Below are 22132 nucleotides of genomic sequence, written 5' to 3'. Positions count from 1 at the left end.
CAAGATCCTCGACGAGGGGCAAGCGGGCGACAACGTGGGGTGTCTGCTGCGCGGGACCAAGCGCGAGGAGATCGAGCGCGGGCAGGTGTTGGCGAAGCCGGGGAGTATCACGCCGCACACCAAGTTCGAGGCCGAGGCGTATGTGTTGACGAAGGAAGAGGGTGGGCGGCACACACCGTTTTTCAACGGGTATCGGCCGCAGTTCTACTTTCGGACCACGGACGTGACGGGGGTGGCGACGTTGCCGGCGGGGACCGAGATGGTGATGCCGGGGGACAACGTGAAGCTGGCGATTGAACTGATCATGCCGATAGCGATGGACGAAGGGCTGCGGTTCGCCATCCGCGAAGGCGGCCGCACCGTCGGTGCTGGCGTCGTCACCAAGGTCATCGAGTAGCCGGCGCGACATTGGAGCAAGCGGGAGCCGATTGACGTGAACGACAAAATTCGCATACGCCTCAAGGCCTACGACCACCGCTTGCTCGATCAATCCGTGAAGGAGATCGTCGAAACCGTGCGGCGCACCGGCGGTCGCGTCGCCGGACCGATCCCACTCCCCACGCATATCGAACGGTTCACGGTGAACCGCTCGCCGCACGTCGACAAGAAGTCGCGCGAACAGTTCGAGATTCGCACACACAAACGACTGATCGACATCCTCGAGCCCACGCAACAGACGATCGACGCGCTCGGCAAGCTCGATCTGGCAGCCGGAGTCGACGTGGAAATCAAGCTGCAATAGCGCCGCCGCAAAAGTTGACGACACGACGATGGCACTCGGAATCATTGGCAAGAAGTTGGGCATGACGCAGGTGTTCAGCCCCCAAGGGGAGCTGATTCCCGTCACCGTGGTGCAGACCGGCCCGTGTACGGTGGTGCAGGTGAAGACCGCCGCCAGTGACGGCTACGCGGCGGTCCAATTGGGCTTTGGCGAGAAGAAAGCCACGCGGGTGACCAAGGCGTACAAGAATCACTGCGGGAAAGTGGGCGAGCGCGTCTTCGAAGTGCTGCGCGAGTTCCGCGTCGACGGCGATGCCGCGCTGACGGCTGGTACGGCCGTCACGGTCGACGCGCTGTTCAAGGCAGGTGACCGCGTCGACGTGACCGGCACGACCAAGGGGCGCGGCTTTACCGGCGTCATCAAGCGGCATGGTTTCAGCGGGTTTCCTGGCAGCCACGGTACGCACGAATACTTTCGCCACGGCGGATCGATCGGAAACCGGTCGTACCCCGGACGTGTGTTCAAGGGAAAGCGTATGGCTGGCCAGTACGGCAACGAACAGATCACGACTCAGAACTTGGAAGTCATCGCGGTGCGGCCTGAGGACAACGTGGTGCTGATTCGCGGAGCGGTAGCCGGCGCTCGCAGCGGCATCGTCGTCATTCGTCCGGCCGTCAAGCGCACGGTCGCGGGAGCGCGCAATGGCTGAGCCGCGAAACGTCCCGATGCTGTCGCAGCGCAACGAGCCGGTAGGCGAGTTCACGTTGCCCGAGGCGATCTTCGCGCAGCCGGTTCGTCGCCATCTGTTGTACGAAGTGGTGCGCATGCAGCAAGCCAATCGGCGCGCCGGCACCGCCGCGACGAAGACCCGTGCCTTTGTCCGCGGTGGCGGCAAGAAGCCGTGGAAGCAGAAGGGTACCGGGCGCGCGCGCGCCGGGAGTTCGCGCTCGCCCATCTGGGTCGGCGGCGCGACCATCTTTGGCCCGCAACCACGCGACTACAGTTACCGCTTGCCGGCCTCGGCTCGACGAGTGGCGTTGGCGTCCGCGCTCTCGATGAAGGCGCGCGAAGGCAAGCTGGTCCTGTTGGACAAGATCGAGATCGAGAGTGCCAAGACCAAGCACGTCGTCAAAATGATGAGCGATCTGCAGATCAAGAGCGGCCTGATCATCGTGGCGGCGAAAGACGAGGCGCTCGAGCGCGCCACGCGCAATCTACCCAAGGTCAAGGTGCTGCGCGCGGCAGGCGCGAACGTGTACGACCTGCTGAAGTATGAGTACCTGATCCTGACGCCCGATGCGCTCAGTGCGCTCGTGGCGCGGGTCGCCTGAGGGAGATCGTCATGAAGGATGTCTTCCAGGTCGTGGCGTCGCCGTTGATCACCGAGAAGGGCACGCTCGTCAATCAGCGAGGCAATCAAGTATTGTTCAAGGTCCATCCCGACGCCAACAAGACTGAGATTCGCCAGGCGATCGAGACACTGTTCAAGGTGAAGGTCGAGAAGGTGCGGACCGCCAAGTATCTCGGCAAGATTCGCAGCGTCGGCCGCAGCCGGGGACAACGACCCGCGTGGAAGAAGGCGTACGTGACGTTGGCCGAGGGCAGCCGCATCGACTTCTTCGAGGCTGTGTAGATTATGGCATCGCGTCAATATCGACCCACGTCGGCCGGCCGCCGCTTCCAGACTGCTGCGGATTTCTCTGACATCACCAAGACCGAGCCCGAGCGGAACCTGATCGATTCGCATCGCCGGACCGGCGGCCGCAACGCGCTCGGCCGCATGACCAGCCGCCATCGCGGTGGTGGCCATAAACGCCGGTACCGGATCATCGACTTCCGCCGCAACAAGGACACCGTTGCCGCGCGTGTTGCCGCCATCGAATACGATCCGAACCGTTCGGCGCGCCTGGCGTTGCTGCACTACGCGGATGGCGAGAAGCGCTACATCCTGGCGCCGCACGGTCTGCGCGTCGGCGATGCCGTGGTGTCGGGTGAGGGCGCCGACATCAAGCCGGGCAACGCGATGCCGCTGAAGCAGATTCCGCTCGGCACGATGATTCACAATGTCGAGCTGAAGCCCGGCAAGGGCGGACAAATGGGGCGCAGCGCCGGCAGCGCGATCCAGCTTATGGCCAAGGAAGGCGACACGGCGCTCCTGAAGTTACCCTCGGGTGAACTGCGCCAGGTGCAGATCGTCTGCCGCGCGACCATTGGCCAAGTCGGAAATCTGGATCACGAGAACGTGTCGATCGGGAAAGCCGGACGGACGCGTTGGAAGGGGCGGCGCTCGAGCGTCCGCGGCGTCGCCATGAATCCCGTCGATCATCCGCACGGCGGTGGCGAGGGCCGTTCGAAGGGTAATCACCCGCAGTCACCGTGGGGGCAGCCGGCGAAGGGCTACAAGACGCGCCACAACCCGCGCACCGATCGCTTCATCGTCAAGCGGCGCAGCAAGTAGGAGACGGACGTGGCACGGTCGATAAAAAAGGGTCCGTTCATTGACCAGCACCTTATGAAGAAGGTCGAGGCACTCAACGCCAGCCGCGAGAAACGCGTGATCAAAACCTGGTCGCGGCGTTCGACGATTTTTCCCGACATGGTTGGACACACCTTTGCGGTTCACAACGGCCGCAAGTTCATCCCGATTTTCGTGACGGAGAACATGGTGGGGCACAAGCTCGGCGAGTTTGCACCGACCCGAACCTTTCACGGTCATTCGGGCGATCGTAAGGCCGAAGTGAAGCCGTCGGCAGGACCGGCCCCAGCCTCGGCTCCAGCGAAAGCGTAGTGAGATGGAAAGTCGCGCGATCAGCCGCCATCTGCGCATTGCGCCGCAAAAGGCCCGCCTGGTGGTGGACCTCATCCGCGGCAAGAACGTGGGCGACGCCCTCAACCTGCTCGAGTTCGTACCGAAGAAGGGCGCGCGGATGGTTGCCAAGACCTTGAAATCGGCCGTCGCCAACGCCGAGAACACGCAGAACGTCGATGTCGACCGCTTGTACGTGAAGCACATCAGCGTCGGCGCCGGCACCACCATGAAGCGGTTCACGCCGCGCGCGCAGGGTCGGGCCACCCCGATTCGCAAGCGCACTAGCCACGTCCTCATCGTCGTCGACGAGCGCGCGTAGGAAATCAGATGGGACAGAAAGTACATCCACGAGGCTTTCGCCTGGGCGTCATCGAGGGTTGGGACTCGAAGTGGTTTGCGCGGCGCGACTACGCGCAACTCCTGCGCGAGGATCTGCGCGTGCGCCAGTTTCTCAAGGAGCGGCTGTACCACGCGGGTATCTCGAAGGTGGAGATCGAGCGCGCCGCAAACAAGGCGAAGATCAACATCTACACCGCGCGACCGGGCATCGTGATCGGCAAGAAGGGCGCCGAAATCGAAAAGCTCAAGAGCGAAGTCGCCAAGCTGACCAAGAAGGAAACGTTCATCAATATCCATGAGGTTCGCCGGCCCGACGTCGACGCCCAACTGGTGGCGGAGAACGTGGCGTTGCAGCTCGAACGGCGTGTCGCCTTCCGCCGCGCGATGAAGGAAGCCGTCGGCCGCGCCATGCGCATGGGCGCGCTCGGCATCCGCGTGCAGAGCGCCGGACGTTTGGGGGGAGCGGAAATCGCCCGCACCGAATGGTACCGCGAGGGTCGCGTGCCGCTGCACACCCTGCGCGCCGATATCAGCTATGGTCTGGCGGTGGCGAAGACGACCTATGGTGTCATCGGCGTTCGTTGCTGGATCTTCCGCGGTGAAGTCATCACCCGCGACGAAGAGCTGCAGAAGCACGCGGTCGGCGCGTAAGTCGATCAAGGATTCGCGATGCTGCAACCGAAGAAAGTCAAACACCGCAAGCAAATGAAAGGGCGCCGCCGCGGCACCGCGTATCGCGGCGCCGCGCTCGCATTCGGCGACTACGGGTTGCAGGCCACCGACCGCGGCTGGGTGTCGGCGCGCGAGTTGGAAGCGGCGCGCGTGGCGCTCACCCGCCACATCAAGCGCGGCGGCCGCGTCTGGATCCGCGTCTTCCCCGATAAGCCGCTGACGAAAAAGCCGGCCGAGACTCGCATGGGAAAAGGCAAGGGCGCACCGGAGATGTGGGTCGCCGTGGTCAAGCCCGGACGCATGCTGTTCGAGATGGAGGGCGTCACCGACGTGGTGGCGAAGGAAGCCTTCCGCTTGGCCGCACACAAATTGTCGGTACCGACGCAATTGCGAACCCGTGTGGGAGCGGCGCATGCAAGCTAGTGAATTGCGCGACTTGAGCGATCAGGAGCTGAGCGCCAAGGTGCAGGAGCTGCGCGAGTCGTTGTTTCACCTGCGCTTGCGGCGGGGGACGAATCGATTGGAAAGCCCAGCGCAGATCCGGAAAACGCGCAACGACATCGCGCGCGCGCTCACGATCCAGCACGAACGGGCGAAGGGGATCAAACGGTAATGGCTGACAACGAGCGCGGCAAAGCCAAGGTCCGCCAAGGCGTGGTGGTGAGCGACAAGATGGAAAAAACCATCGTGGTCACTGTCGAACGCTTGGTGCAACACCCGAAGTACAAGAAGCACCTTCGTCGGCAGACGCGTTTCAAAGTTCACGACGAGCAGAATCGCTGCGGCGTCGGCGATCGGGTGCTGATCGCCGAGACCAGGCCGCTGAGTCGCGGCAAGCGTTGGACGGTCCGCTCGATTCTGGAGAAGGCGGTCTGAACAGCCGGCGCCCCGAGCGTTCGATGGGATGAAGTGAGATGGTGCAAGCAGAGACAGTTCTCGACGTCGCCGACAACTCCGGCGCCCGCAGGGTCCTCTGCATCAAGGTGCTCGGTGGCTCGCGACGCAGGTACGCGTCGCTGGGCGACATCATCGTGGTGTCGGTGCAAGAGGCGATACCCAACGCCAAGGTGAAAAAAGGCGAGGTGATGAAGGCCGTCGTCGTGCGCACCGCCAAAGAGGTCGGCCGTGCGGATGGTTCCTACATCAAGTTCGACTCCAACTCGGCGGTTCTGATCGATAACCAACGCGAGCCGATCGGCACTCGTATTTTCGGGCCGGTGGCGCGCGAACTGCGCGCCAAGCGGTTCATGAAAATCCTGTCGCTGGCGCCCGAGGTGCTGTGAGGCGAATCATCATGCGTGCGCAGATTCGGAAGAACGATACGGTGATGATCATTGCCGGGAAGGAACGCGGCAAGACCGGCAAGGTGCTGCGCGTGCTGCCCGAGCGCGAGCGCGTGGTGATCGAGCGGCTCAACCTGGTCAAGCGCCACAGCAAAGGGCGCGGACCGCAAAGCCCGCAAGGCATCATCGAGAAGGAAGCCCCGCTGCATCGCTCCAATGTGATGATCATGTGCGACAAGTGCAATGCGCCCGTGCGGATGGGTAAGAAGACGCTGCAAGATGGTCACAACATCCGCGTCTGCCGCCGCTGTGGCGATCAACTCGACAGGTAAACGCCGTGCCGACACGACTCAAAGAGCGCTATACCCGCGAACTGCTGCCGAGCTTGGTCAAGGATCTCGGCTACCGCAACGTCCAGCAGGTCCCAAAGCTGGAGAAGATCACCATCAACATGGGCTTGGGCGAGGCGCTGCAGAACGTCAAGGTGCTGGACGCCGCGGTCGAGGAACTCACCGCCATCGCCGGGCAAAAGCCGGTGGTGACCAAGTCGCGCAAAGCGATCGCCAACTTCAAGTTGCGCGAGAACCAGCCGATCGGGGCCATGGTGACGCTGCGCGGCGATCGGATGTACGAGTTCTTCGATCGCTTGGTGAATGTGGCGCTCCCGCGCGTGCGCGATTTCCGCGGCGTGTCGGACAAGGCGTTCGACGGGCGCGGCAACTACGCGCTCGGGATTCGTGAGCAGATCATTTTCCCGGAAATCAATTTGGATAAGATCGACAAGGTGCGCGGCATGACGGTGTGCATCGTGACTACCGCGCGAACCGATGCCGAGGGCAGGGCGCTGCTCAAGGCGTTGGGGATGCCCTTTAAGAGCTAGGAGGATCGTGTGGCAAAGACCTGCCTGCGCGTGAAGGCACAACGCCAGCCCAAGTTCAAAGTTCGGGCGTACAACCGCTGTCCGCTGTGCGGACGGCCGCGGGCGTACTATCGCCGCTTTCAGATGTGCCGCCTGTGCTTGCGCGACCTCGCGCGCCGCGGCCAAATTCCCGGACTGACCAAGGCCAGTTGGTAGGTGCTATCATGGGTATGACAGATCCGATCGCGGACCTCCTGACACGCTTGCGCAACGGCGGCCGGGCACGCAAGACGCAAGTCGATGTGCCATGGTCCCGCATCAAAGAGCGCATTGTCGGAGTGATTGTGCACGAAGGCTACCTGTCGGACTTCAGCGTCGTCGAACAGGGGGATCGCAAGGTGCTGCGGGTCTCGCTGAAATACGACGGCAAGAACCGCCCGGTGATCACGGGCATCAAGCGGATCAGCCGCCCCAGCTTGCGGACCTACGTCGGCACGCGGGCGATCCCGTCGGTGCGCGCGGGGCTCGGCATCAGCATTCTGTCCACGTCGGCTGGGGTCTTGGTTGATCGCGAAGCGACCAAGCGAGGCCTCGGCGGCGAGGTGTTGTGTTCGGTTTGGTAGGACGCGTATGTCACGCATCGGCCGATTAGCTATTCCAGTGCCCAGTGGCGTTCAGGTGAACGTGACCGGCGCCGACGTGAAAGTCGAAGGGCCCAAGGGTAAGCTGAGCCATACGTTGCCTGCCGGCATCGCGCTCGCACACGACGGCGCCACTCTCCGGGTCACCCGCGAAGGCGATGGGCGCAATGCGCGGTCGTTGCACGGCCTGACACGCAAGTTGGTGGCGAACATGGTCACCGGGGTGAGCACCGGCTTCACCCGCTCGCTGGAGATTGTCGGTGTCGGTTATCGTGCCGAGGTCAAGGGCAACGCGATCCAGTTGAGCCTCGGTTTCTCCCATCCGATCGTTTATCAATTGCCTCAGGGTGTACAGGCGAAGATCGAGAAGCAGACGCTCATCACGCTGGAAAGCAGCGATCGTCGAGTGTTAGGCGAAGTGGCGGCGGGCTTGCGCGGGCTGCGTCCGCCCGAACCGTACAAGGGCAAGGGCGTGAAGTACGCCGGCGAGAAAATTCGTCGTAAGGCCGGCAAAGCTGCCGGTGCGGCCGGCGCCTGAGCCGGTAGCCCGAGAGCGAGAGGCACGTCATGGTAGGGAACGAAAAACGGATTGCGCGGCAGCGGCGACAGACCCGCGTGCGACGCCGCGTGCGCGGCACCGATCAGCGGCCGCGGCTGTCGGTCTATCGCAGCAACAAGCACGTGTACGCCCAGGTGATCTCCGACGAGACCGGCCGCACCTTAGTGGCGGCCTCGACGCTCTCGCCGACGCTGCGCGAGCAACTGGCGAAGACCGCTAACGGCGAGGCGGCCAAAGAGGTCGGTGCGCTCATTGCGCGGTTGTGTCAGGAGCGCGCCATCCATGAGGTCGTGTTCGATCGCAACGGATTTCTCTATCACGGCCGGATCAAGATCCTCGCCGACGCCGCGCGCGAAGCGGGCCTGAAGTTCTAAAGGAGCGACGATGGCATTCGGCAGAGCACGTGAGCGCATCGAAGCGCACGGGATGGAACTGAAGGAGAAGGTTGTTCACATCAACCGTGTCGCCAAGGTCGTCAAGGGCGGACGCCGCTTTAGCTTCAGCGCGCTGATCGTGTTGGGCGACGGCAACGGCCACGTTGGCTATGGTCTGGGCAAGGCGAACGAAGTGCCCGAAGCGATCCGCAAGGGCATCGAGCACGCGAAGAAGACGCTGTTGACGGTCCCGTTGATCGGCGGCACCATTCCCTTCGAAATCCAGGGCCACTTTGGCGCCGGCCACGTGCTGCTGCGCCCGGCCGCAGATGGGACCGGCGTGATCGCCGGTGGCGGCGTGCGCGCGGTCGTGGAGTTGGCCGGCATCCGCAACGTGTTGACCAAGTGCCTGGGCTCGAACAACCCCCACAACATGGTCAAGGCGACGATGGAAGCGCTGCGTGCGTTGCGATTGCCGGAAGAGATCGCGGCGGCTCGCGGCCGCTCGCTGGAAGAGATTCGAGGGTAGCATGGCCGATGCGCGGATGTTGAAGGTGACGCTGCGGCGCAGCCCGATCGGGCAGAACACGCGGCAGCGCGATACATTGCGCGGACTCGGTCTCACCCGAGTGGGCCGCACCGTTATTGTGCGTGAAAGCGATTGCGTGCTCGGCATGATTCGTAAGGTGCAGCATCTGGTGCAGGTGGAGGCGTAGATGAATCTCAGCAACCTCGCGCCCGCACCTGGCGCCACGAAGAAACGGAAGCGTGTGGGACGGGGTCCCGGATCCGGGCATGGCAAGACGTCGGGCAAGGGTCATAAAGGTCGCGCCGCGCGCTCGGGCGGTAACACGCCGCCGGGGTACGAAGGCGGGCAGATGCCGTTGCAGCGCCGCTTGCCCAAGCACGGCTTTCGCAGCCCACGTCGTCACCTGTTCGAGATCGTGAATCTCGAGACGCTCGAAGCCCGATTCGAGGCGGGCGCCACGGTCGATCCGGCGCAACTCGTTGCGCAGCGAGTCGTCCGCAGCGGTCTCCCGGTCAAGGTGTTGGGTGAGGGATCGTTGACCAAGGCGCTCACTGTGCACGCCCACAAATTCAGCGAGAGCGCCAAACAGCGGATCGAAGCCGCGGGCGGCCGAGTGGAGGTCATTGCCGGTGCTTGAAGGTTTCCAAAGCGCCTCGAAGATTCCAGAGCTGCGCAAGCGGCTGCTGTTCACCTTCGGGATGTTGGCTGTCTATCGGCTCGGCGTGGCCATCCCGACGCCGGGCATCGATGGCCAGGCGATGGCGGCGTTCTTCGCCGCGCAGCGCAATACGGTCTTCGGCTTCGTCAATCTACTTTCGGGCGGCGCTTTGGAGCAGTTCTCTATCTTTGCGCTCGGCATCATGCCGTACATCAGCGCGTCGATTATTCTGCAACTGCTGACCGTCGTGGTGCCATTTCTCGAACGGTTGTCCAAAGAGGGCGAAGTCGGTCGCCGCAAAATCACGCAGTACACGCGCTACGGCACGGTGGTGCTGTCGGTGATTCAGAGCCTGTTCATCAGTATCGGCCTCGAGAAGCTGGAGGCTCCGGGTGGTGTGGGCGCGGTGGTGTTCCATCCGGGATGGAGCTTCCGGTTGATGACGGTCATCACACTCAGCTCGGGCACCGCGTTCATTATGTGGCTGGGCGAGCAGATTTCCGAGCGCGGCATCGGCAACGGCATCTCGTTGATCATTTTTGCGGGGATTGTGTCAGCGCTACCGTCGGCGACCGCTACCACGTTGGAGTTTCTTCGCGAGGGCGAACTCAGTATCTTCTTGATGCTCTTCTTGGTCCTCATCATGGTGGCGGTGGTGGCGTTCATCATTCTGTGTGAACGCGGCCAGCGGCGGATTCCCGTCCAATACGCCAAGCGCGTAGTCGGTCGCCGCATGTATGGTGGCCAGAGTTCGCACTTGCCGCTCAAAGTGAACACCTCTGGCGTGATTCCGCCCATCTTCGCCTCGTCGTTGCTAGTGTTTCCTGCGACCATCGCGGGGTTCCTGGAGACGCCCTGGGCGCAGACTGCGGCGGAGTATTTGCGGCCCGGCGGGTGGTTCTACGAACTCGTGTATATCGGGCTGATTGTCTTCTTCTGTTACTTTTATACGGCGGTGACGTTCAACACCAGCGACGTCGCTGAGAACATGAAGAAGTTTGGCGGATACATTCCGGGCATTCGTCCCGGTCCACGCACCGCGGAGTACATTGATCGTGTTCTGGTGCGCATCACGCTGGGCGGAGCCATGTACGTCGCCGCGGTGTGTGTGCTGCCGACGATCCTAGTGCAGCGACTCAATGTACCCTTCTATTTCGGCGGGACCGCGCTGATGATCGTCGTCGGCGTCGCCCTCGACACGGTTGCACAAATGGAGACCCATCTGCTCACGCGGAGTTACCAAGGCTTCATGCGCGGCGGCCGGCTGCGGGGGCGTCGGTAACGCGGCGGTTGAGGCGGCGTGGTGCAGGTGATTCTCATCGGCCCTCCGGGTGTCGGGAAGGGGACCCAAGCGAAGCTGCTCCAGGAGCGATTTCAGCTGCCCCACATTTCCTCTGGAGACTTGCTGCGCGCTGCGGTGAAACGGAAGACGGAGACAGGATTGCAAGCTAAGCGGTACATGGATCGCGGCGAGTTGGTGCCCAACCCTTTGGTGGTGAGCATCATCGAGGAACGCGTGCGCGAAGCGGATTGCCAGCCGGGGTTCATCCTCGATGGCTTTCCTCGCAACGTCGCCCAGGCTGAGGCGCTGGCGCCGATGCTCGCCAGCGTGGCGAAGCAGGTCGATCACGTCATCAGCCTCATCGTCCCGCGCGAAGAGATCATCAAACGGCTCAGCGGACGGCGGACGTGTCGCGAATGCGGCGCCATGTACCACATCATTTTCAATCCGCCCGTCAACACCGGCTTGTGCAACAAGTGCAACGGCGAACTGTATCAACGTGATGACGATCAGGAAGACACCATCGTTGCCCGTCTCGATGTCTTCCAACGGGAAACCGAGCCGTTGTTGGCTTACTACCGCACGCGCAGCCTGCTGCGTGAAGTTGATGGTGTCGGCAGCAGCGAGCAAGTGTTGGATCGCATTCTCACTCGGATTCCGGCACCGCAATGATCATGCTGAAGTCCCGCGAAGAGATCGAGCTGATGCGTCATGCCAACGTCATCGTCGCTGAAGTGTTGGCGGAACTGCGAGCGCGCGTGCGCCCGGGTGTGACCACTGGAGCGCTCGATGCCGTGGCCGAGGAAATGACGCGTAAGCACAAGGCGCGCCCCGCCTTCAAGGGCTACGAGGTTGCCGGACGCGTGTATCCGCGCAGTGTCTGCATCTCGATCAACGAGGAGGTGGTGCACGGCATTCCTTCCGACGATCGCGCCCTACAAGCGGGCGACATCGTTGGCCTCGACTTCGGGGTTTGCTACGAGGGGTACTTCGGCGATGCGGCGATGACGGTCCCCGTGGGCGCCGTGACGACGGCGGACGAACGCTTGATGCGCGTCACCAGCGAATCGCTGCAGGCCGGCATTCAAGAGGTCTGCGTCGGTAAGCGCATCGGCGATATTTCCGCGGCCATTCAGGAGCACGCCGAGCGCGAAGGCTACTCGGTGGTGCGTGACTTCGTGGGTCACGGGATTGGGAAACGGTTGCACGAAGATCCGCAAGTCCCCAACTTCGGTCTCCGCGACCGCGGCGTGCGGCTGCGCGCGGGGATGGTGCTCGCGATCGAACCGATGGTGAACGCCGGAGTCGCCGACGTGATGATCAAGGACGACGGCTGGACGGCGGTGACCGTGGATGGCCAGCGCTCGGCGCACTTCGAGCACTCAGTGGCCGTGACCGACAAGGGTCCCTACGTGCTCAGCGAGATGTGAGTCGGAGATTGGAGTCAGTCGTGAAGGTACGAGCATCAGTGAAGAAGATTTGCAAGAATTGCAAAGTGGTGCGCCGGCAGGGCGTCGTGCGCATTCTGTGCAGTAACGCGCGCCACAAGCAGCGCCAGGGCTAAGAGAGGCACAACATGGCACGAATCGCAGGGGTGGATCTGCCCCGCAACAAGCGCATGGAAGTGGCGCTGACTTACATCTTCGGGATCGGCCGATCCGCGTCCAACAAAATTCTTGGACAGGCGAAGATCGATCCGAACACGAAGAGCGACGCTCTCAATGACGACGAGATCGTGCGCATCCGCCAGGTCATCGACCAAAGCTTCAAGGTCGAGGGCGATCTCCGGCGCGAGATCGCGATGAGCATCAAGCGGTTTATGGACATGGGCAGCTACCGTGGGTTACGGCATCGGCGCAACTTGCCGGTGCGCGGGCAGCGGACCCACACCAACGCTCGGACGCGCAAGGGACCGCGCCGCACCATCGCGGGCAAGAAAGCCCCGCCGGCGAAGTAAGTCGGACTGAGAGGACTCATGGCGAAAGACGAAGCAACAACCGAGAAGGCGAAAGCGCCGGACAAAGCGGCCACGGCCGCTCCGAAGCGCAAGAAGACCAAGCGCATCGTGAGCGAAGGCGTGGCGCACATTCATTCGACCTTCAACAACACCGTCGTCACCATCACCGATCCGACCGGCGGAGTCGTCGCGTGGGCCAGTGCCGGTTCCGTGGGGCTGAAGGGCTCTCGCAAGGGAACCCCGTTCGCGGCGCAGCTCGCGGCGGAGGCGGCGGCGAAGAAGGCGATGGAACTAGGCGTGCGGTCAGTGCAGGTGTTTGTGAAAGGCCCGGGCGCCGGTCGCGAGTCGGCCCTGCGCGCATTGCAGGCCTCCGGTTTCGCGATCTCGATCATCAAAGATGTGACCCCCATTCCGCACAACGGCTGCCGCCCACCGAAGCGGCGGCGCGTGTAAGTCAGGAGAGCGCTGTGGCTCGTTATACCGATTCTGTCTGTCGACTCTGTCGCCGTGAGGGTTTGAAGCTGTTCCTCAAGGGCGAGCGTTGCTACACCGACAAGTGCGCCATCGAGCGGCGGAACTATCCGCCCGGGGATCACGGGCAAGGACGGGTGCGCTTCTCCGAGTATGCCGTGCAGTTGCGCGAGAAGCAGAAGGTCAAGCGCATGTACGGCTTACTCGAACGCCAGTTCCGACGCTATTTCGAGATGGCGGAGCGCGCGCGTGGCATCACCGGCGAGCAGTTGTTGTTGCTGCTCGAACGTCGGCTCGACAATATGATCTATCGAATGGGATTCGCGACCTCGCGCGCCGAGGCTCGCCAGCTCGTGCGTCATGGCCACTTCGCTGTTGACGGGCGGACGGTCAACATCCCTTCGTTCTTGCTCAAGCCGGGTCAGGTGGTCAGCGTACGCGAGGCCAGCCGCGTGGTCGTGCGTATTCAGGAGGCGTTGGCGCAGGCCGAACGACGCGGCACTCCCGACTGGCTCGAAGTCCAACGCGAAGCATTCACCGGTCGAGTGAAGGCGCTGCCGACACGGGCAGACTTGACCATGCCCATCAACGAGAAGCTCGTGGTGGAGCTCTATTCGAAGTAAATGGACCAGGCTCGATTGGATTCGATCGATACTGGGAACCGTTGCGGAGGAATCAATGCATGCACAACGCAATTGGCGTGATCTGCTCAAGCCGAAGAAACTTGATGCGGACGATAAGACCTTAACGCCGACCTACGGCAAGTTCGTGGGCGAGCCGTTCGAGCGCGGCTTCGGGGTCACGGTCGGCAACGCCCTGCGCCGCGTGCTGCTTTCGTCGCTGCAAAGCTCGGCGATCACGGCAGTGCGCATCAAGGGCGTGCTGCACGAATTTTCGACCCTACCCGGGGTGCGCGAAGACGTCACCGATATCATCCTCAATCTCAAGGAAGTGCGCTTGCGCTTGCATGACGGCTTGCAAGGCACGGCACGGATCGAGGCGAAGGGCGTGGGCGAGATCAAGGCCGGCGATATCCAGGGCGGTCCCAATCTGGAGATTCTCAATCCGGACCTACACATCGCTACGCTTGCCAAAGAGGGCAAGCTCGATATCGATCTGAACATCCGCAGCGGCCGAGGCTACGTACCTGCCGAGCGCAACAAAGAAGAGGGCGATCCGGTCGGGACCATTCCGATCGACGCCGTATTCTCACCCGTGCGCAAGGTCAACTACAACGTGAGCAACGCGCGCGTCGGTCAGCGCACGGACTACGACAAGCTCACCCTCGAAGTGTGGACCGACGGCAGCGTGCGTCCGGAAGACGCGGTCGCCTACGCGGCCCGTATTCTCCAAGATCAGCTCAGCGTCTTCATCAATTTCGAGGAAACCGCCGAGATGGCCGAGGTAGCCGAGCAGCGCCAACCGACGCTGAACGAGAATCTCTTCCGCAGCGTGGCCGAACTCGAGCTGTCGGTGCGCTCCGCCAACTGCCTGCAGAATGCCGACATCAAGTACATCGGTGAGTTGGTGCAGCGCAGTGAAGGCGAGATGCTCAAGACCAAGAACTTCGGCCGCAAGTCGCTGAACGAGATCAAGGAGATCTTGCACGAAATGGGGTTGGACTTCGGCATGCGCATCGAGAACTTCCCAGCGCGGGAGGAACTCGATCGGCGCATGGCCAAGGAGCGCGAGTCGGCGTAGTCCCCGCCGCCGGCGACAGGCTGGCGGCAGGAGCCCGAAGAAGCCATGCGACATCTAAAGTCTGGACGGAAACTCAATCGGACGAGCGCGCACCGCAAGGCGCTCTTCCGCAACCTGGTCACTTCGCTCCTCGAACACGAGAGCGTGCGGACTACCGACGCCAAAGCGAAGGAGCTGCGCTCCTTTGCCGACCGCATCGTGACGCTGGGCAAGCGCGGCACGCTGCATGCCCGCCGGCAGGCACTCGCCTTCGTGCGCAGCGCTTCGGTCGTTAAGAAACTCTTCGACGACATCGCGCCGCGGTTTCGTGATCGTCCCGGTGGCTATACGCGTGTGATCAAGCTCGGCGTGCGCCGCGGCGACGCCGCCGCCATGTCGGTTGTCGAGCTGACAGAGCGGAGCGAGGTCGGCAAGACCGAGGCGGAACGGAAACGTGCCCGCCGGCAGCGCGTCCAAGAGAAGAAGGCTGCTGCGCAGTAGCGCACGTATGTTTGTATCTCGCAGGCCCGGCCAGGATGTGGTCCGGGCCTGTGTTGTTCCTGGGCGAATGTCGGTGGGATGGCTTGGCGTCACTCCGCCCTGGTCCCTTCCTAAGCCTACCTGAAACGCAACGTACCCGCGCGGGCTTGTAGTCCCGCCGTTACGTCGCTCACTCGAATCCGTTTGTCGCCGTTCGCGTCAACGCCCGCGCCGGAAGGAAACGAACCGCCGGCGCCATCGAGTAAACTGTCGCCGTCGCCGTCGAAGAGTTCTTCGACGGTTGCGTCTGTATCGCGGGCGTCCACTACGCCCGAACTATCAGTGTCACCGGGTCGTACCCTGAAATCGGTCGTGTTGAGCAGAACGGTCACCGTGTCTTCATCGAGATTTGCGGTGGCCAAGTCTGGCTTACCGTCGCCGTTGAGGTCGGCGGTGGCCACGTCGAATGGAGTGGTGCCGACCGGAAAATCAATCCGACTCGGGAAGGTCCCGTCTGCCACACCGGCATAGGCGGAGACGCTGTCGCCGAAGCTGTTGGCGACGATGAGATCGGCAATTCCGTCGCCGTTCAAGTCACGCACCACCGCATGCTCTGGTACGCCGGCGGTGCCGATGACGATCGGCTCGCCGAAGGTGCCGTCAAGATTGCCAGGGAGGATGACAACCTCGTCGGTCAACTCGTTGGTGACCACAACGTCGGGTCGCCGATCGTTGGTGGCGTCGGTGACAATCACAGACGACGGAAACGATCCTACCGACAGCTCGGTCGGTGGCAGGAACGTCCCGTCGGGGTTGCCACGGAAGATCGAGACGCTACCACCCAGATTGTTCGCCACGACAAGATCGTAGAAGCCGTCACGGTCGAGATCGCAGAACGTCAAGGCGCTGGGTCCCCGTCCAGCGGTGAGCACACTCGCAGTGGAGAATTGGAATGCCGCCTGGCCCCGAAGAATCGACACCGCACGGTTTCCGTCGGAGGCCGCGAGGTCCAATCGACCGTCGCGGTCGATGTCGGCAAGAGACAACGCCCGGACACCGCTGAGAATCGGGAGTGTTGACTTGGTGGTGAATTGGCCGCTGCGCGAGCCCGCCAAGATGGTCACACTCGCGTCGCCCATGTTGGCCACCAAGAGATCTAGTGCCCCGTCTCCGTCAACATCACCCACAGCGAGTGCCATCGGCGTGCGGCCAACTGGGTAGGAACGTGACGTGCCACCGCCACCCAGACTCAGGATCACGGACACCGTATCGTCGCCCGAATTGGCGACGGCAAGGTCTGGGTTGTCATCGTTGTTGAAGTCAGCGACCACCAAAGCGACGGGCTCTGTCCCCACGGTGAGGCTTCGCTCGAAGTCGATGGTGGCGCCCCCGAGCGCCGCTTGTGAGATGGTAAGGCCGACGGCGGCTGCAAAGAAAAAGGCAGGCCGTGGGTTGTGTAGCCTAAATTTATGGGATATATTTCCCATCAGTATGAGCCAAGGGAGTCAGGCACCCAAGCAAACTTCACTGTTGTCCGTCAAGGAGTAATGCGCATGACGTCCAGCGAACCAGCCCCTTCTCCCAAAGTGCGTGAACTCAGACCGCATCAGCCGCACGGTCTCCTATCACGTCGCATCTCCCGCTTCGCACTCGAGTCGCGGTCGCGCTTTGACGATGCGAAGTTGGACGACGGTGTACAGCGGCTCATGTGGGCGATTCTGAAGGAGACGCTGCGCTGCTACCAGACCTATATCGACGTCCGCACGATTCATGAACAGCGACGATTTCGCGAAGCCGATTTGTGGATCCGATCGCACGACCTTTCGTGGATTTTTTCCTTTGAGAGCATCTGCGGAGTCTTGGGAATTGACAGCGACTACTTGCGCTCTGAGATTGCCCGCTGGGGGCGTAAGCATAGAGCCCGGCGAGAGGAGGAGGGGGTGGCACGTGCTTCTGCCTGAGCGAACAATTTGGACCTGGAACGGCCCGGGCGTGCCGTTACTACTCGGCGCAGTGGTTTCTGTATGGCTGAGCGTTGGGCTGTGGGGCATGCTGAGTTGGATGACGTGGTGGCTACTTCGTTAGTGCGCCCGCGCAAAGGAAGTCAATGAGGCGCAAGTCTGGCAGCGCGCTGGCGCAGATCGGACTCTTGGAGGCCGTGCGGCGAATTCTGACGCCGCTCGCCCGTGCCGCAACTCGTGAGGGAATCGGGGCTGCGGCGTTTGTGGCCGCGGCCTCCGATGCGATGGCTGCGAGTGCCGGCGCCCCTAGGTTGGCTCCAAGCATCGACTACGAGATTGGCCTGCGCCTTGCCGGCCACTGGTTGAGTGATCGGCGCTACTCGATCCGCGGTCGCCCGCGCGTGCTGCTGCTGCGGGGGCGCGGCTCTTTCGCCGAACTCGCGGCGAGTGTCTCGGCTGATCCCACCCTGGTGCTGGCTCAGCTTGCCGAAGTCGGTGCGGTTCGTGTAACCCGCGGTCGGGTTGCTCTTACGGAGATGGGATACGTCCCCATTCGCGGCCTTTCCGAGAAACTCGACATCTTGGGCCGCGATGCCGCCGAGTTTGTCGAGACTGTGATCCACAATTTGTCCGCCAACCCCTCGGGTAGTCGCTTTCAACGAAAGGCCAGCTACGACAACATCGGGGCCGTCGCCTTACCGGCGCTGCGGCGTCGCCTGTGCAATCTCGCGATGCGGGCGCTGCTCGAAGGCAACAGCGCGCTCGCCGGCGTCGATCGCGATCGCAATCCCAAGTCCCCGGGGGGCAGACGCACACGGGTCTCGTTTGGTATATACTTGGCTGAGGAGAATCTGACGACCAAGTCGCGAGCGCAGGACCGCCCACGAGCGGCCCGCCGTACGAAGGGAACCCGACGATGACCCGGCCGTTGCCGCGATTGACGCTCTTGCTGATTGGACTCGCGGCGTGCTGCCACGTTTTGGGGTGCGCCGATGGTGGCGTGGGCGGCAGTGGCATCAGTGGTAGCGCCACCGTGCAGGGCAACATTCAAGATATAGTCGTCGGTGGCACGTCGGCAGGCGATGCCGGTCAGGCCTCAGGGTTCGGCGGGGTCTGGGTCGGCATTCAGGGAACCGATGTTGCCGACACTACCGCCGCGGACGGCAGCTTCCTGTTGGTCGGACCGATCGCCGGTGATCGGGTACTGGAATTCCGCGCGCCCGACACCACGGCACCTAGCACCCTCAACCTCACTGTTCTTGATGGCGCGATCACGACCTTGCGCGACTTACACATCATTCGAGGTCGCGTCACCTCCGACGAGGTCCGCGTCACCAACGTCGAGCTGCAACTCGACGACGACTCGGAGTGCTCCGAGGAGGGCGGTACGTTCCAGGCCCATCTGACCTCACACGGCAACTGGACGCTGGCGGTTGTGATCCAATCCGACACCGAGATCCACCGCGTTAGTGGCACGTCGCAAACCCCACTCGCCTGTTCCGATCTCACTACCGGTGCGGATGTAAACATTCGTGGTGTGCTGACTGCGCCGCGCGAGATCACGGCGATGGTGGTCAATCGCACCAAGTGCGGGCGACCACACGTCGGGTCCGGAACTCAACCTTCGTATTGTCCGAAGTAGTGACGGAGAGGGAGGGATTCGAACCCTCGGTAGAGGTATAAGCCCCTACACGCGCTTAGCAGGCGCGCGCCTTCGACCACTCGGCCACCTCTCCAAGCGTAAAACGCTTGATTTTCCTATGTCAGACGACGCCTGATTGCAACGACCCCGCACGCGAATTCAGATCGATTTTCACGCCGTTCATAGTCCGCAGCTCCTTCCGGAGGTGAAGCGCATGAAAGCAGCCGTGTATTACGAAACTGGTGGCCCCGAGGTGTTTCGCTACGAAGACGTGCCGGACCCCGTCTGCGACGCGGGCAGTGTCCTCATCGACGTCGGCGCGATCAGCATCGAGGGCGGTGACACGCTGCATCGCGCCGGCGGCGAGCTGGCGTCCCGGCCGCACATCGTCGGCTATCAATGCGCCGGCGTTATCCGCGCCGTCGGTGAGCGCGTCCGCGATCGCGCCGTGGGCCAGCGCATCGTCGCGGTGATGATGCATGGCTCACATGCGGCGCAGGCCGTCGTGCCGGCGCAGATGACGTGGGTCTTACCCAACGAGCTGGATCTGAAACTCGGTGCCTGCGTGCCGATCGCCGTTGGCACTGCCGATGATTGCTTGTTCGAGTTCGGCCGTCTGCGGGCCGGCGAGATCGTGCTGGTCCATGCTGGGGCGAGTGGAGTCGGCATGGCGGCGATTCAGCTGGCCAAGCGCGCCGGCGCGACCGTGTTGGCGACGGCGTCGAGTGACGCCAAGCTCGAACGTCTCAAGCAGTACGGCCTCGACCATGGCATCAGCTATCGGACGAGCGACTTCGTCGGTGCGGTGCAGGGGCTGACTCAAGGACATGGCGCCGACCTCATCGTCGACTCCGTCGGTGGCCGTACGCTTGAAGGCAGCATCGCGGCGGCGGCGTATCGCGGCCGCATCAGCTACGTCGGTTCGGCAGGCCGCGACGCGTACGTTCCCAACCCCGATCAGTTGCGCCCCGGTAACAAGACGCTGACGGGGATCTTCCTCGGCGCCGAGCTGGTGCTGAACCACCAGCGCGTGCACGCCATGATCCAACGCCATCTCGACGACGTGGCGCGCGGCGCGTTGCAGATCGTCATCGATCGCACCTTCCCGCTCGCTGAAGCGGCGGCCGCGCATGCATTCATCGAGAGTCGCCAGGCGTTCGGGCGTGTCGTGCTGATTCCGTAACGACCGAGAGGCGCCGCGAATTCGCACCCGAAACAGCGACACCAAAGCTCGCGTCCTCGTATTTGGTTGACTCGGGGACTCTTGTTGCAGTATGGGGCGGTCGCTTCGTGCAAAGCTCCGAGAGCATGTCACACCGAGCGAAGCAGGTTGGAGGCAGACAAGATGACGGATGGATCACGGCGTGCCTGGATCTGCGGCGTCGCCACCGCTTTGTTGTTGGGTACCACGAGCCTGGCGCCGGCTGATGTCGAGCCGGGGCAGACGATTTCCAAGGACAACATCGATAAGGTTGCTGATCTCGTGTCGCCCGGCGTCAAGTGGTGCATCGAGCGCGGCATGCAACTGAAGATCGTCCCGTACAAGAAGATAGAATGGGACAAGGCGTTCCGCGAGGCCACCGAGAAGAATGCCGGCCAGGTCAAGCTCGCGCCCGATGGCCGCTCGATCGAAGGCCACATCACCGGCCTGCCGTTCCCCAAGCTCGACGCAAATGATCCGCAGATCGCTCTCAAGATCATGTGGAACTACGAGTACAAGCCGTACGTGACCGACGACAGCGACGCGCGTAACTTCGATGCCGACACCGGACCGGTCACCGACGGACCCATGGCCCCCGAACGCCACTACCTGCTCGATCACCTGCGCGTGCTCTTCTACACCTCGCGCCTCTATGTCGATCCCAAGCCCGAGCTGCCGAACCCCGACAAGGTGCGATACAAGACCTCGCTGCACCCGATCCTCGAGCCGTTCGATCTGAAGGGAATCGGCCTCACCGCCATTCGCTACCTCGACCCGGATCACCAAGACGACACGTGGCTCTATCTCCCCACCCTCAGGCGCGTCCGCCGCCTATCGAGTTCCCAGCGTTCCGATTCATTGTTCGGCCAGGACACCGATGTCGACAGCTACAGCGGCTATGCCGGCCAGATCGGCTGGTTCGACTGGAAGTATCTTGGCGAGAAGACGATGCTCGGTGCATTTCACGCGGAGAAATTTCCGGTCGAGTACTGCCCGGGGAGCGGAGACTTCGTGTTTTGCGACAACTGGGAGAAGCGCGAGGTCTACGTCATCGACGGCACGCCGAAGCAGCCGCAGTATGCGTACGGCAAGCGCGTTCTCTTCATCGACAAGGAAAGCTACCTCATCACCTTCACCGACATTTACGATCGCGCCGGGCAGCTCCAGAAGGTCTGGTTGAACCAGTACTCCTTCCGCAAGCACGCGCCGACCGCTGGCGCCATCGAGTATCCCGACGAGATGCCATTCAATCCGAGCATCACCATGGTTGATGTGCAGCTACGCCATGCCACGCGCGCCGCGCTGCCGAGCGCCAAGTATGCCGCCGAGCAGGGATGGTATTTCAATCAGGGCGCGAAAACTGGACTGACCGAGGAGTTCTTCACCATCGCTCATCTCATCGCATCGGGAACCTGAGCGAGGCGTGCGCGGAGACAGGGCGAAGTCCGAACTGGACGAAGTTCAAATTGGGAGGAGTCCGATGAGACAGCTCGCAATCGTAGTCGTCTTGTTGTGTGCGGCCAGCTTCGCGGCTGCCGCAGAGAACGCCGCTCCCAAGAGCGACGTCGGCAAGCTCAAGTCCGACATCAAGAACGAAGAGGCCATCCGCAAGGTCTACGAGCAGTTCACTGCGGCGTGGAACAAACACGACGTGGCGGCGCTGACCAGCGGTTGGGCGGAGGACGGGGACCACGTCGAGCCCGACGGGCGAGTCGCCAAGGGACGCGATCAGGTCATCGCGCTGTTCACGAAGGAGCACGCGACCATTTTCAAGGATTCGCACCTGACGCTGAACATCGACTCGGTGTGGTTCATCACCCAGGATGTGGCGTTGATCGACGGCACCTACGAACTCGACGGCGTCGTTCTTCCCGACGGGACGAAAATCCCTCCGCGCAAAGGTCGGCTGAGTACCAACCTCCTCAACGAACAGGGCCGGTGGTGGATCGTCGCCAGCCGCCTCATGATCCCTACCGTGCTTCCGTACAAGCCGAGCACGCCGAAGAGCTGAGAC

General features: G+C 62.7%; 38 protein-coding genes and 1 tRNA gene. 37 read left to right on the top strand and 2 right to left on the bottom strand.

Annotation, left to right across the window (positions count from 1 at the left end; genetic code table 11):
• From tuf to rplQ, 31 genes are all read left to right on the top strand, one after another.
• Positions 1-397 (top strand): elongation factor Tu (gene tuf, locus HYR72_01600; GenBank protein MBI1813651.1); only part of this gene is annotated, 397 nt, incomplete at its 5' end.
• 30 nt (positions 398-427) lie between these two features.
• Positions 428-742 (top strand): 30S ribosomal protein S10, encoded by a 315-nt coding sequence (gene rpsJ, locus HYR72_01595; GenBank protein ID MBI1813650.1) that lies wholly within the window; start codon positions 428-430, stop codon positions 740-742.
• Between the two features lie 28 nt (positions 743-770).
• On the top strand, positions 771-1430 hold the full coding sequence (rplC, locus tag HYR72_01590; GenBank protein MBI1813649.1) for a 50S ribosomal protein L3: 660 nt from the start codon (positions 771-773) through the stop codon (positions 1428-1430).
• 16 nt (positions 1431-1446) lie between these two features.
• Positions 1447-2052, top strand: coding sequence for a 50S ribosomal protein L4 (gene rplD, locus HYR72_01585; protein ID MBI1813648.1), 606 nt, complete (start codon positions 1447-1449; stop codon positions 2050-2052).
• Positions 2053-2063: 11 nt separating this feature from the next.
• Positions 2064-2354 (top strand): 50S ribosomal protein L23, encoded by a 291-nt coding sequence (locus HYR72_01580; protein MBI1813647.1) that lies wholly within the window; start codon positions 2064-2066, stop codon positions 2352-2354.
• A gap of 3 nt (positions 2355-2357) precedes the next feature.
• Positions 2358-3179, top strand: a complete 822-nt coding sequence (gene rplB, locus HYR72_01575) for a 50S ribosomal protein L2 (protein ID MBI1813646.1) — start codon at positions 2358-2360, stop codon at positions 3177-3179.
• A gap of 9 nt (positions 3180-3188) precedes the next feature.
• Positions 3189-3509 (top strand): 30S ribosomal protein S19, encoded by a 321-nt coding sequence (gene rpsS, locus HYR72_01570; GenBank protein MBI1813645.1) that lies wholly within the window; start codon positions 3189-3191, stop codon positions 3507-3509.
• A gap of 4 nt (positions 3510-3513) precedes the next feature.
• Entirely contained in the window at positions 3514-3849 is a 336-nt protein-coding gene (gene rplV / locus HYR72_01565) for a 50S ribosomal protein L22 (protein MBI1813644.1), read from the top strand.
• A gap of 8 nt (positions 3850-3857) precedes the next feature.
• Complete coding sequence (rpsC, locus tag HYR72_01560; GenBank protein ID MBI1813643.1) at positions 3858-4520, top strand: 30S ribosomal protein S3; 663 nt, start codon at positions 3858-3860, stop codon at positions 4518-4520.
• An 18-nt stretch (positions 4521-4538) separates the two neighbouring features.
• Positions 4539-4964 carry a 50S ribosomal protein L16 gene (rplP, locus tag HYR72_01555; protein ID MBI1813642.1) on the top strand — a complete coding sequence of 142 codons (426 nt, stop codon included), beginning with the start codon at positions 4539-4541 and terminating at the stop codon, positions 4962-4964.
• Positions 4954-5154 carry a 50S ribosomal protein L29 gene (gene rpmC, locus HYR72_01550; GenBank protein MBI1813641.1) on the top strand — a complete coding sequence of 67 codons (201 nt, stop codon included), beginning with the start codon at positions 4954-4956 and terminating at the stop codon, positions 5152-5154. Before rplP ends, rpmC begins: the two co-directional genes overlap by 11 nt.
• Complete coding sequence (rpsQ, locus tag HYR72_01545) at positions 5154-5417, top strand: 30S ribosomal protein S17 (protein ID MBI1813640.1); 264 nt, start codon at positions 5154-5156, stop codon at positions 5415-5417. The genes rpmC and rpsQ overlap by 1 nt, the downstream gene beginning before the upstream one ends.
• 38 nt (positions 5418-5455) lie before the next feature.
• Positions 5456-5824 carry a 50S ribosomal protein L14 gene (rplN, locus tag HYR72_01540; GenBank protein ID MBI1813639.1) on the top strand — a complete coding sequence of 123 codons (369 nt, stop codon included), beginning with the start codon at positions 5456-5458 and terminating at the stop codon, positions 5822-5824.
• A gap of 11 nt (positions 5825-5835) precedes the next feature.
• Positions 5836-6156: a 50S ribosomal protein L24 gene (locus HYR72_01535; protein MBI1813638.1), complete on the top strand. Its 321-nt coding sequence runs from the start codon at positions 5836-5838 to the stop codon at positions 6154-6156.
• Positions 6157-6161: 5 nt separating this feature from the next.
• On the top strand, positions 6162-6704 hold the full coding sequence (gene rplE / locus HYR72_01530; GenBank protein MBI1813637.1) for a 50S ribosomal protein L5: 543 nt from the start codon (positions 6162-6164) through the stop codon (positions 6702-6704).
• 9 nt (positions 6705-6713) lie between these two features.
• Complete coding sequence (locus HYR72_01525) at positions 6714-6899, top strand: type Z 30S ribosomal protein S14 (protein ID MBI1813636.1); 186 nt, start codon at positions 6714-6716, stop codon at positions 6897-6899.
• A gap of 8 nt (positions 6900-6907) precedes the next feature.
• The gene (gene rpsH / locus HYR72_01520; GenBank protein MBI1813635.1) at positions 6908-7306 is read left to right on the top strand and encodes a 30S ribosomal protein S8; all 399 of its coding nucleotides are present in this window, start codon (positions 6908-6910) and stop codon (positions 7304-7306) included.
• Between the two features lie 7 nt (positions 7307-7313).
• Positions 7314-7862: a 50S ribosomal protein L6 gene (gene rplF / locus HYR72_01515; GenBank protein ID MBI1813634.1), complete on the top strand. Its 549-nt coding sequence runs from the start codon at positions 7314-7316 to the stop codon at positions 7860-7862.
• Positions 7863-7891: 29 nt separating this feature from the next.
• Positions 7892-8257 (top strand): 50S ribosomal protein L18, encoded by a 366-nt coding sequence (locus HYR72_01510; protein MBI1813633.1) that lies wholly within the window; start codon positions 7892-7894, stop codon positions 8255-8257.
• A 10-nt stretch (positions 8258-8267) separates the two neighbouring features.
• The gene (gene rpsE, locus HYR72_01505; GenBank protein ID MBI1813632.1) at positions 8268-8786 is read left to right on the top strand and encodes a 30S ribosomal protein S5; all 519 of its coding nucleotides are present in this window, start codon (positions 8268-8270) and stop codon (positions 8784-8786) included.
• A gap of 1 nt (position 8787) precedes the next feature.
• The gene (rpmD, locus tag HYR72_01500) at positions 8788-8973 is read left to right on the top strand and encodes a 50S ribosomal protein L30 (GenBank protein MBI1813631.1); all 186 of its coding nucleotides are present in this window, start codon (positions 8788-8790) and stop codon (positions 8971-8973) included.
• Positions 8974-9423: a 50S ribosomal protein L15 gene (gene rplO, locus HYR72_01495; protein MBI1813630.1), complete on the top strand. Its 450-nt coding sequence runs from the start codon at positions 8974-8976 to the stop codon at positions 9421-9423.
• Complete coding sequence (secY, locus tag HYR72_01490) at positions 9416-10726, top strand: preprotein translocase subunit SecY (GenBank protein ID MBI1813629.1); 1311 nt, start codon at positions 9416-9418, stop codon at positions 10724-10726. The genes rplO and secY overlap by 8 nt, the downstream gene beginning before the upstream one ends.
• Positions 10727-10747: 21 nt before the next feature.
• The gene (locus tag HYR72_01485; protein ID MBI1813628.1) at positions 10748-11398 is read left to right on the top strand and encodes an adenylate kinase; all 651 of its coding nucleotides are present in this window, start codon (positions 10748-10750) and stop codon (positions 11396-11398) included.
• The gene (gene map / locus HYR72_01480) at positions 11395-12156 is read left to right on the top strand and encodes a type I methionyl aminopeptidase (protein MBI1813627.1); all 762 of its coding nucleotides are present in this window, start codon (positions 11395-11397) and stop codon (positions 12154-12156) included. Before HYR72_01485 ends, map begins: the two co-directional genes overlap by 4 nt.
• A gap of 20 nt (positions 12157-12176) precedes the next feature.
• On the top strand, positions 12177-12290 hold the full coding sequence (gene rpmJ / locus HYR72_01475; GenBank protein MBI1813626.1) for a 50S ribosomal protein L36: 114 nt from the start codon (positions 12177-12179) through the stop codon (positions 12288-12290).
• A gap of 12 nt (positions 12291-12302) precedes the next feature.
• Positions 12303-12683, top strand: coding sequence for a 30S ribosomal protein S13 (gene rpsM, locus HYR72_01470; GenBank protein MBI1813625.1), 381 nt, complete (start codon positions 12303-12305; stop codon positions 12681-12683).
• Between the two features lie 18 nt (positions 12684-12701).
• A complete protein-coding gene (gene rpsK, locus HYR72_01465) occupies positions 12702-13136 on the top strand; it encodes a 30S ribosomal protein S11 (protein MBI1813624.1) in 435 nt (144 codons plus the stop codon).
• A gap of 14 nt (positions 13137-13150) precedes the next feature.
• Positions 13151-13777 carry a 30S ribosomal protein S4 gene (rpsD, locus tag HYR72_01460; GenBank protein ID MBI1813623.1) on the top strand — a complete coding sequence of 209 codons (627 nt, stop codon included), beginning with the start codon at positions 13151-13153 and terminating at the stop codon, positions 13775-13777.
• A gap of 55 nt (positions 13778-13832) precedes the next feature.
• Positions 13833-14855, top strand: a complete 1023-nt coding sequence (locus HYR72_01455; GenBank protein MBI1813622.1) for a DNA-directed RNA polymerase subunit alpha — start codon at positions 13833-13835, stop codon at positions 14853-14855.
• A 45-nt stretch (positions 14856-14900) separates the two neighbouring features.
• A complete protein-coding gene (rplQ, locus tag HYR72_01450; protein ID MBI1813621.1) occupies positions 14901-15335 on the top strand; it encodes a 50S ribosomal protein L17 in 435 nt (144 codons plus the stop codon).
• A 116-nt stretch (positions 15336-15451) separates the two neighbouring features.
• Here rplQ and HYR72_01445 read toward each other — a convergent pair whose 3' ends face one another.
• Positions 15452-16669, bottom strand: coding sequence for a VCBS repeat-containing protein (locus HYR72_01445; protein MBI1813620.1), 1218 nt, complete (start codon positions 16667-16669; stop codon positions 15452-15454).
• A 198-nt stretch (positions 16670-16867) separates the two neighbouring features.
• Here HYR72_01445 and HYR72_01440 point away from each other — a divergent pair, with 198 nt between their 5' ends.
• From HYR72_01440 to HYR72_01430, 3 genes are all read left to right on the top strand, one after another.
• Entirely contained in the window at positions 16868-17275 is a 408-nt protein-coding gene (locus tag HYR72_01440) for a hypothetical protein (GenBank protein ID MBI1813619.1), read from the top strand.
• Between the two features lie 146 nt (positions 17276-17421).
• On the top strand, positions 17422-18195 hold the full coding sequence (locus HYR72_01435; GenBank protein MBI1813618.1) for a hypothetical protein: 774 nt from the start codon (positions 17422-17424) through the stop codon (positions 18193-18195).
• On the top strand, positions 18192-18917 hold the full coding sequence (locus tag HYR72_01430; protein ID MBI1813617.1) for a hypothetical protein: 726 nt from the start codon (positions 18192-18194) through the stop codon (positions 18915-18917). Before HYR72_01435 ends, HYR72_01430 begins: the two co-directional genes overlap by 4 nt.
• A gap of 3 nt (positions 18918-18920) precedes the next feature.
• Here the strand turns inward: HYR72_01430 and HYR72_01425 are convergent.
• Positions 18921-19011, bottom strand: a tRNA-Ser gene (locus HYR72_01425).
• A 120-nt stretch (positions 19012-19131) separates the two neighbouring features.
• On the opposite strand from HYR72_01425, the gene HYR72_01420 reads away from it, so the two are divergent.
• The 3 genes from HYR72_01420 (at position 19132) to HYR72_01410 (ending at position 22129) form a co-directional block, all read left to right on the top strand.
• Positions 19132-20100 (top strand): zinc-binding alcohol dehydrogenase family protein, encoded by a 969-nt coding sequence (locus tag HYR72_01420; protein MBI1813616.1) that lies wholly within the window; start codon positions 19132-19134, stop codon positions 20098-20100.
• A 162-nt stretch (positions 20101-20262) separates the two neighbouring features.
• A complete protein-coding gene (locus HYR72_01415; GenBank protein MBI1813615.1) occupies positions 20263-21534 on the top strand; it encodes a DUF1329 domain-containing protein in 1272 nt (423 codons plus the stop codon).
• A 64-nt stretch (positions 21535-21598) separates the two neighbouring features.
• Positions 21599-22129 carry an SgcJ/EcaC family oxidoreductase gene (locus tag HYR72_01410; protein ID MBI1813614.1) on the top strand — a complete coding sequence of 177 codons (531 nt, stop codon included), beginning with the start codon at positions 21599-21601 and terminating at the stop codon, positions 22127-22129.
• Positions 22130-22132: the final 3 nt, after the last annotated feature.

The sequence above is a fragment of the Deltaproteobacteria bacterium genome (assembly GCA_016178705.1).
Lineage (GTDB): Bacteria > Desulfobacterota > Binatia > HRBIN30 > JACQVA1 > JACOST01.
This window is presented reverse-complemented; position numbering and strand designations above follow the sequence as displayed.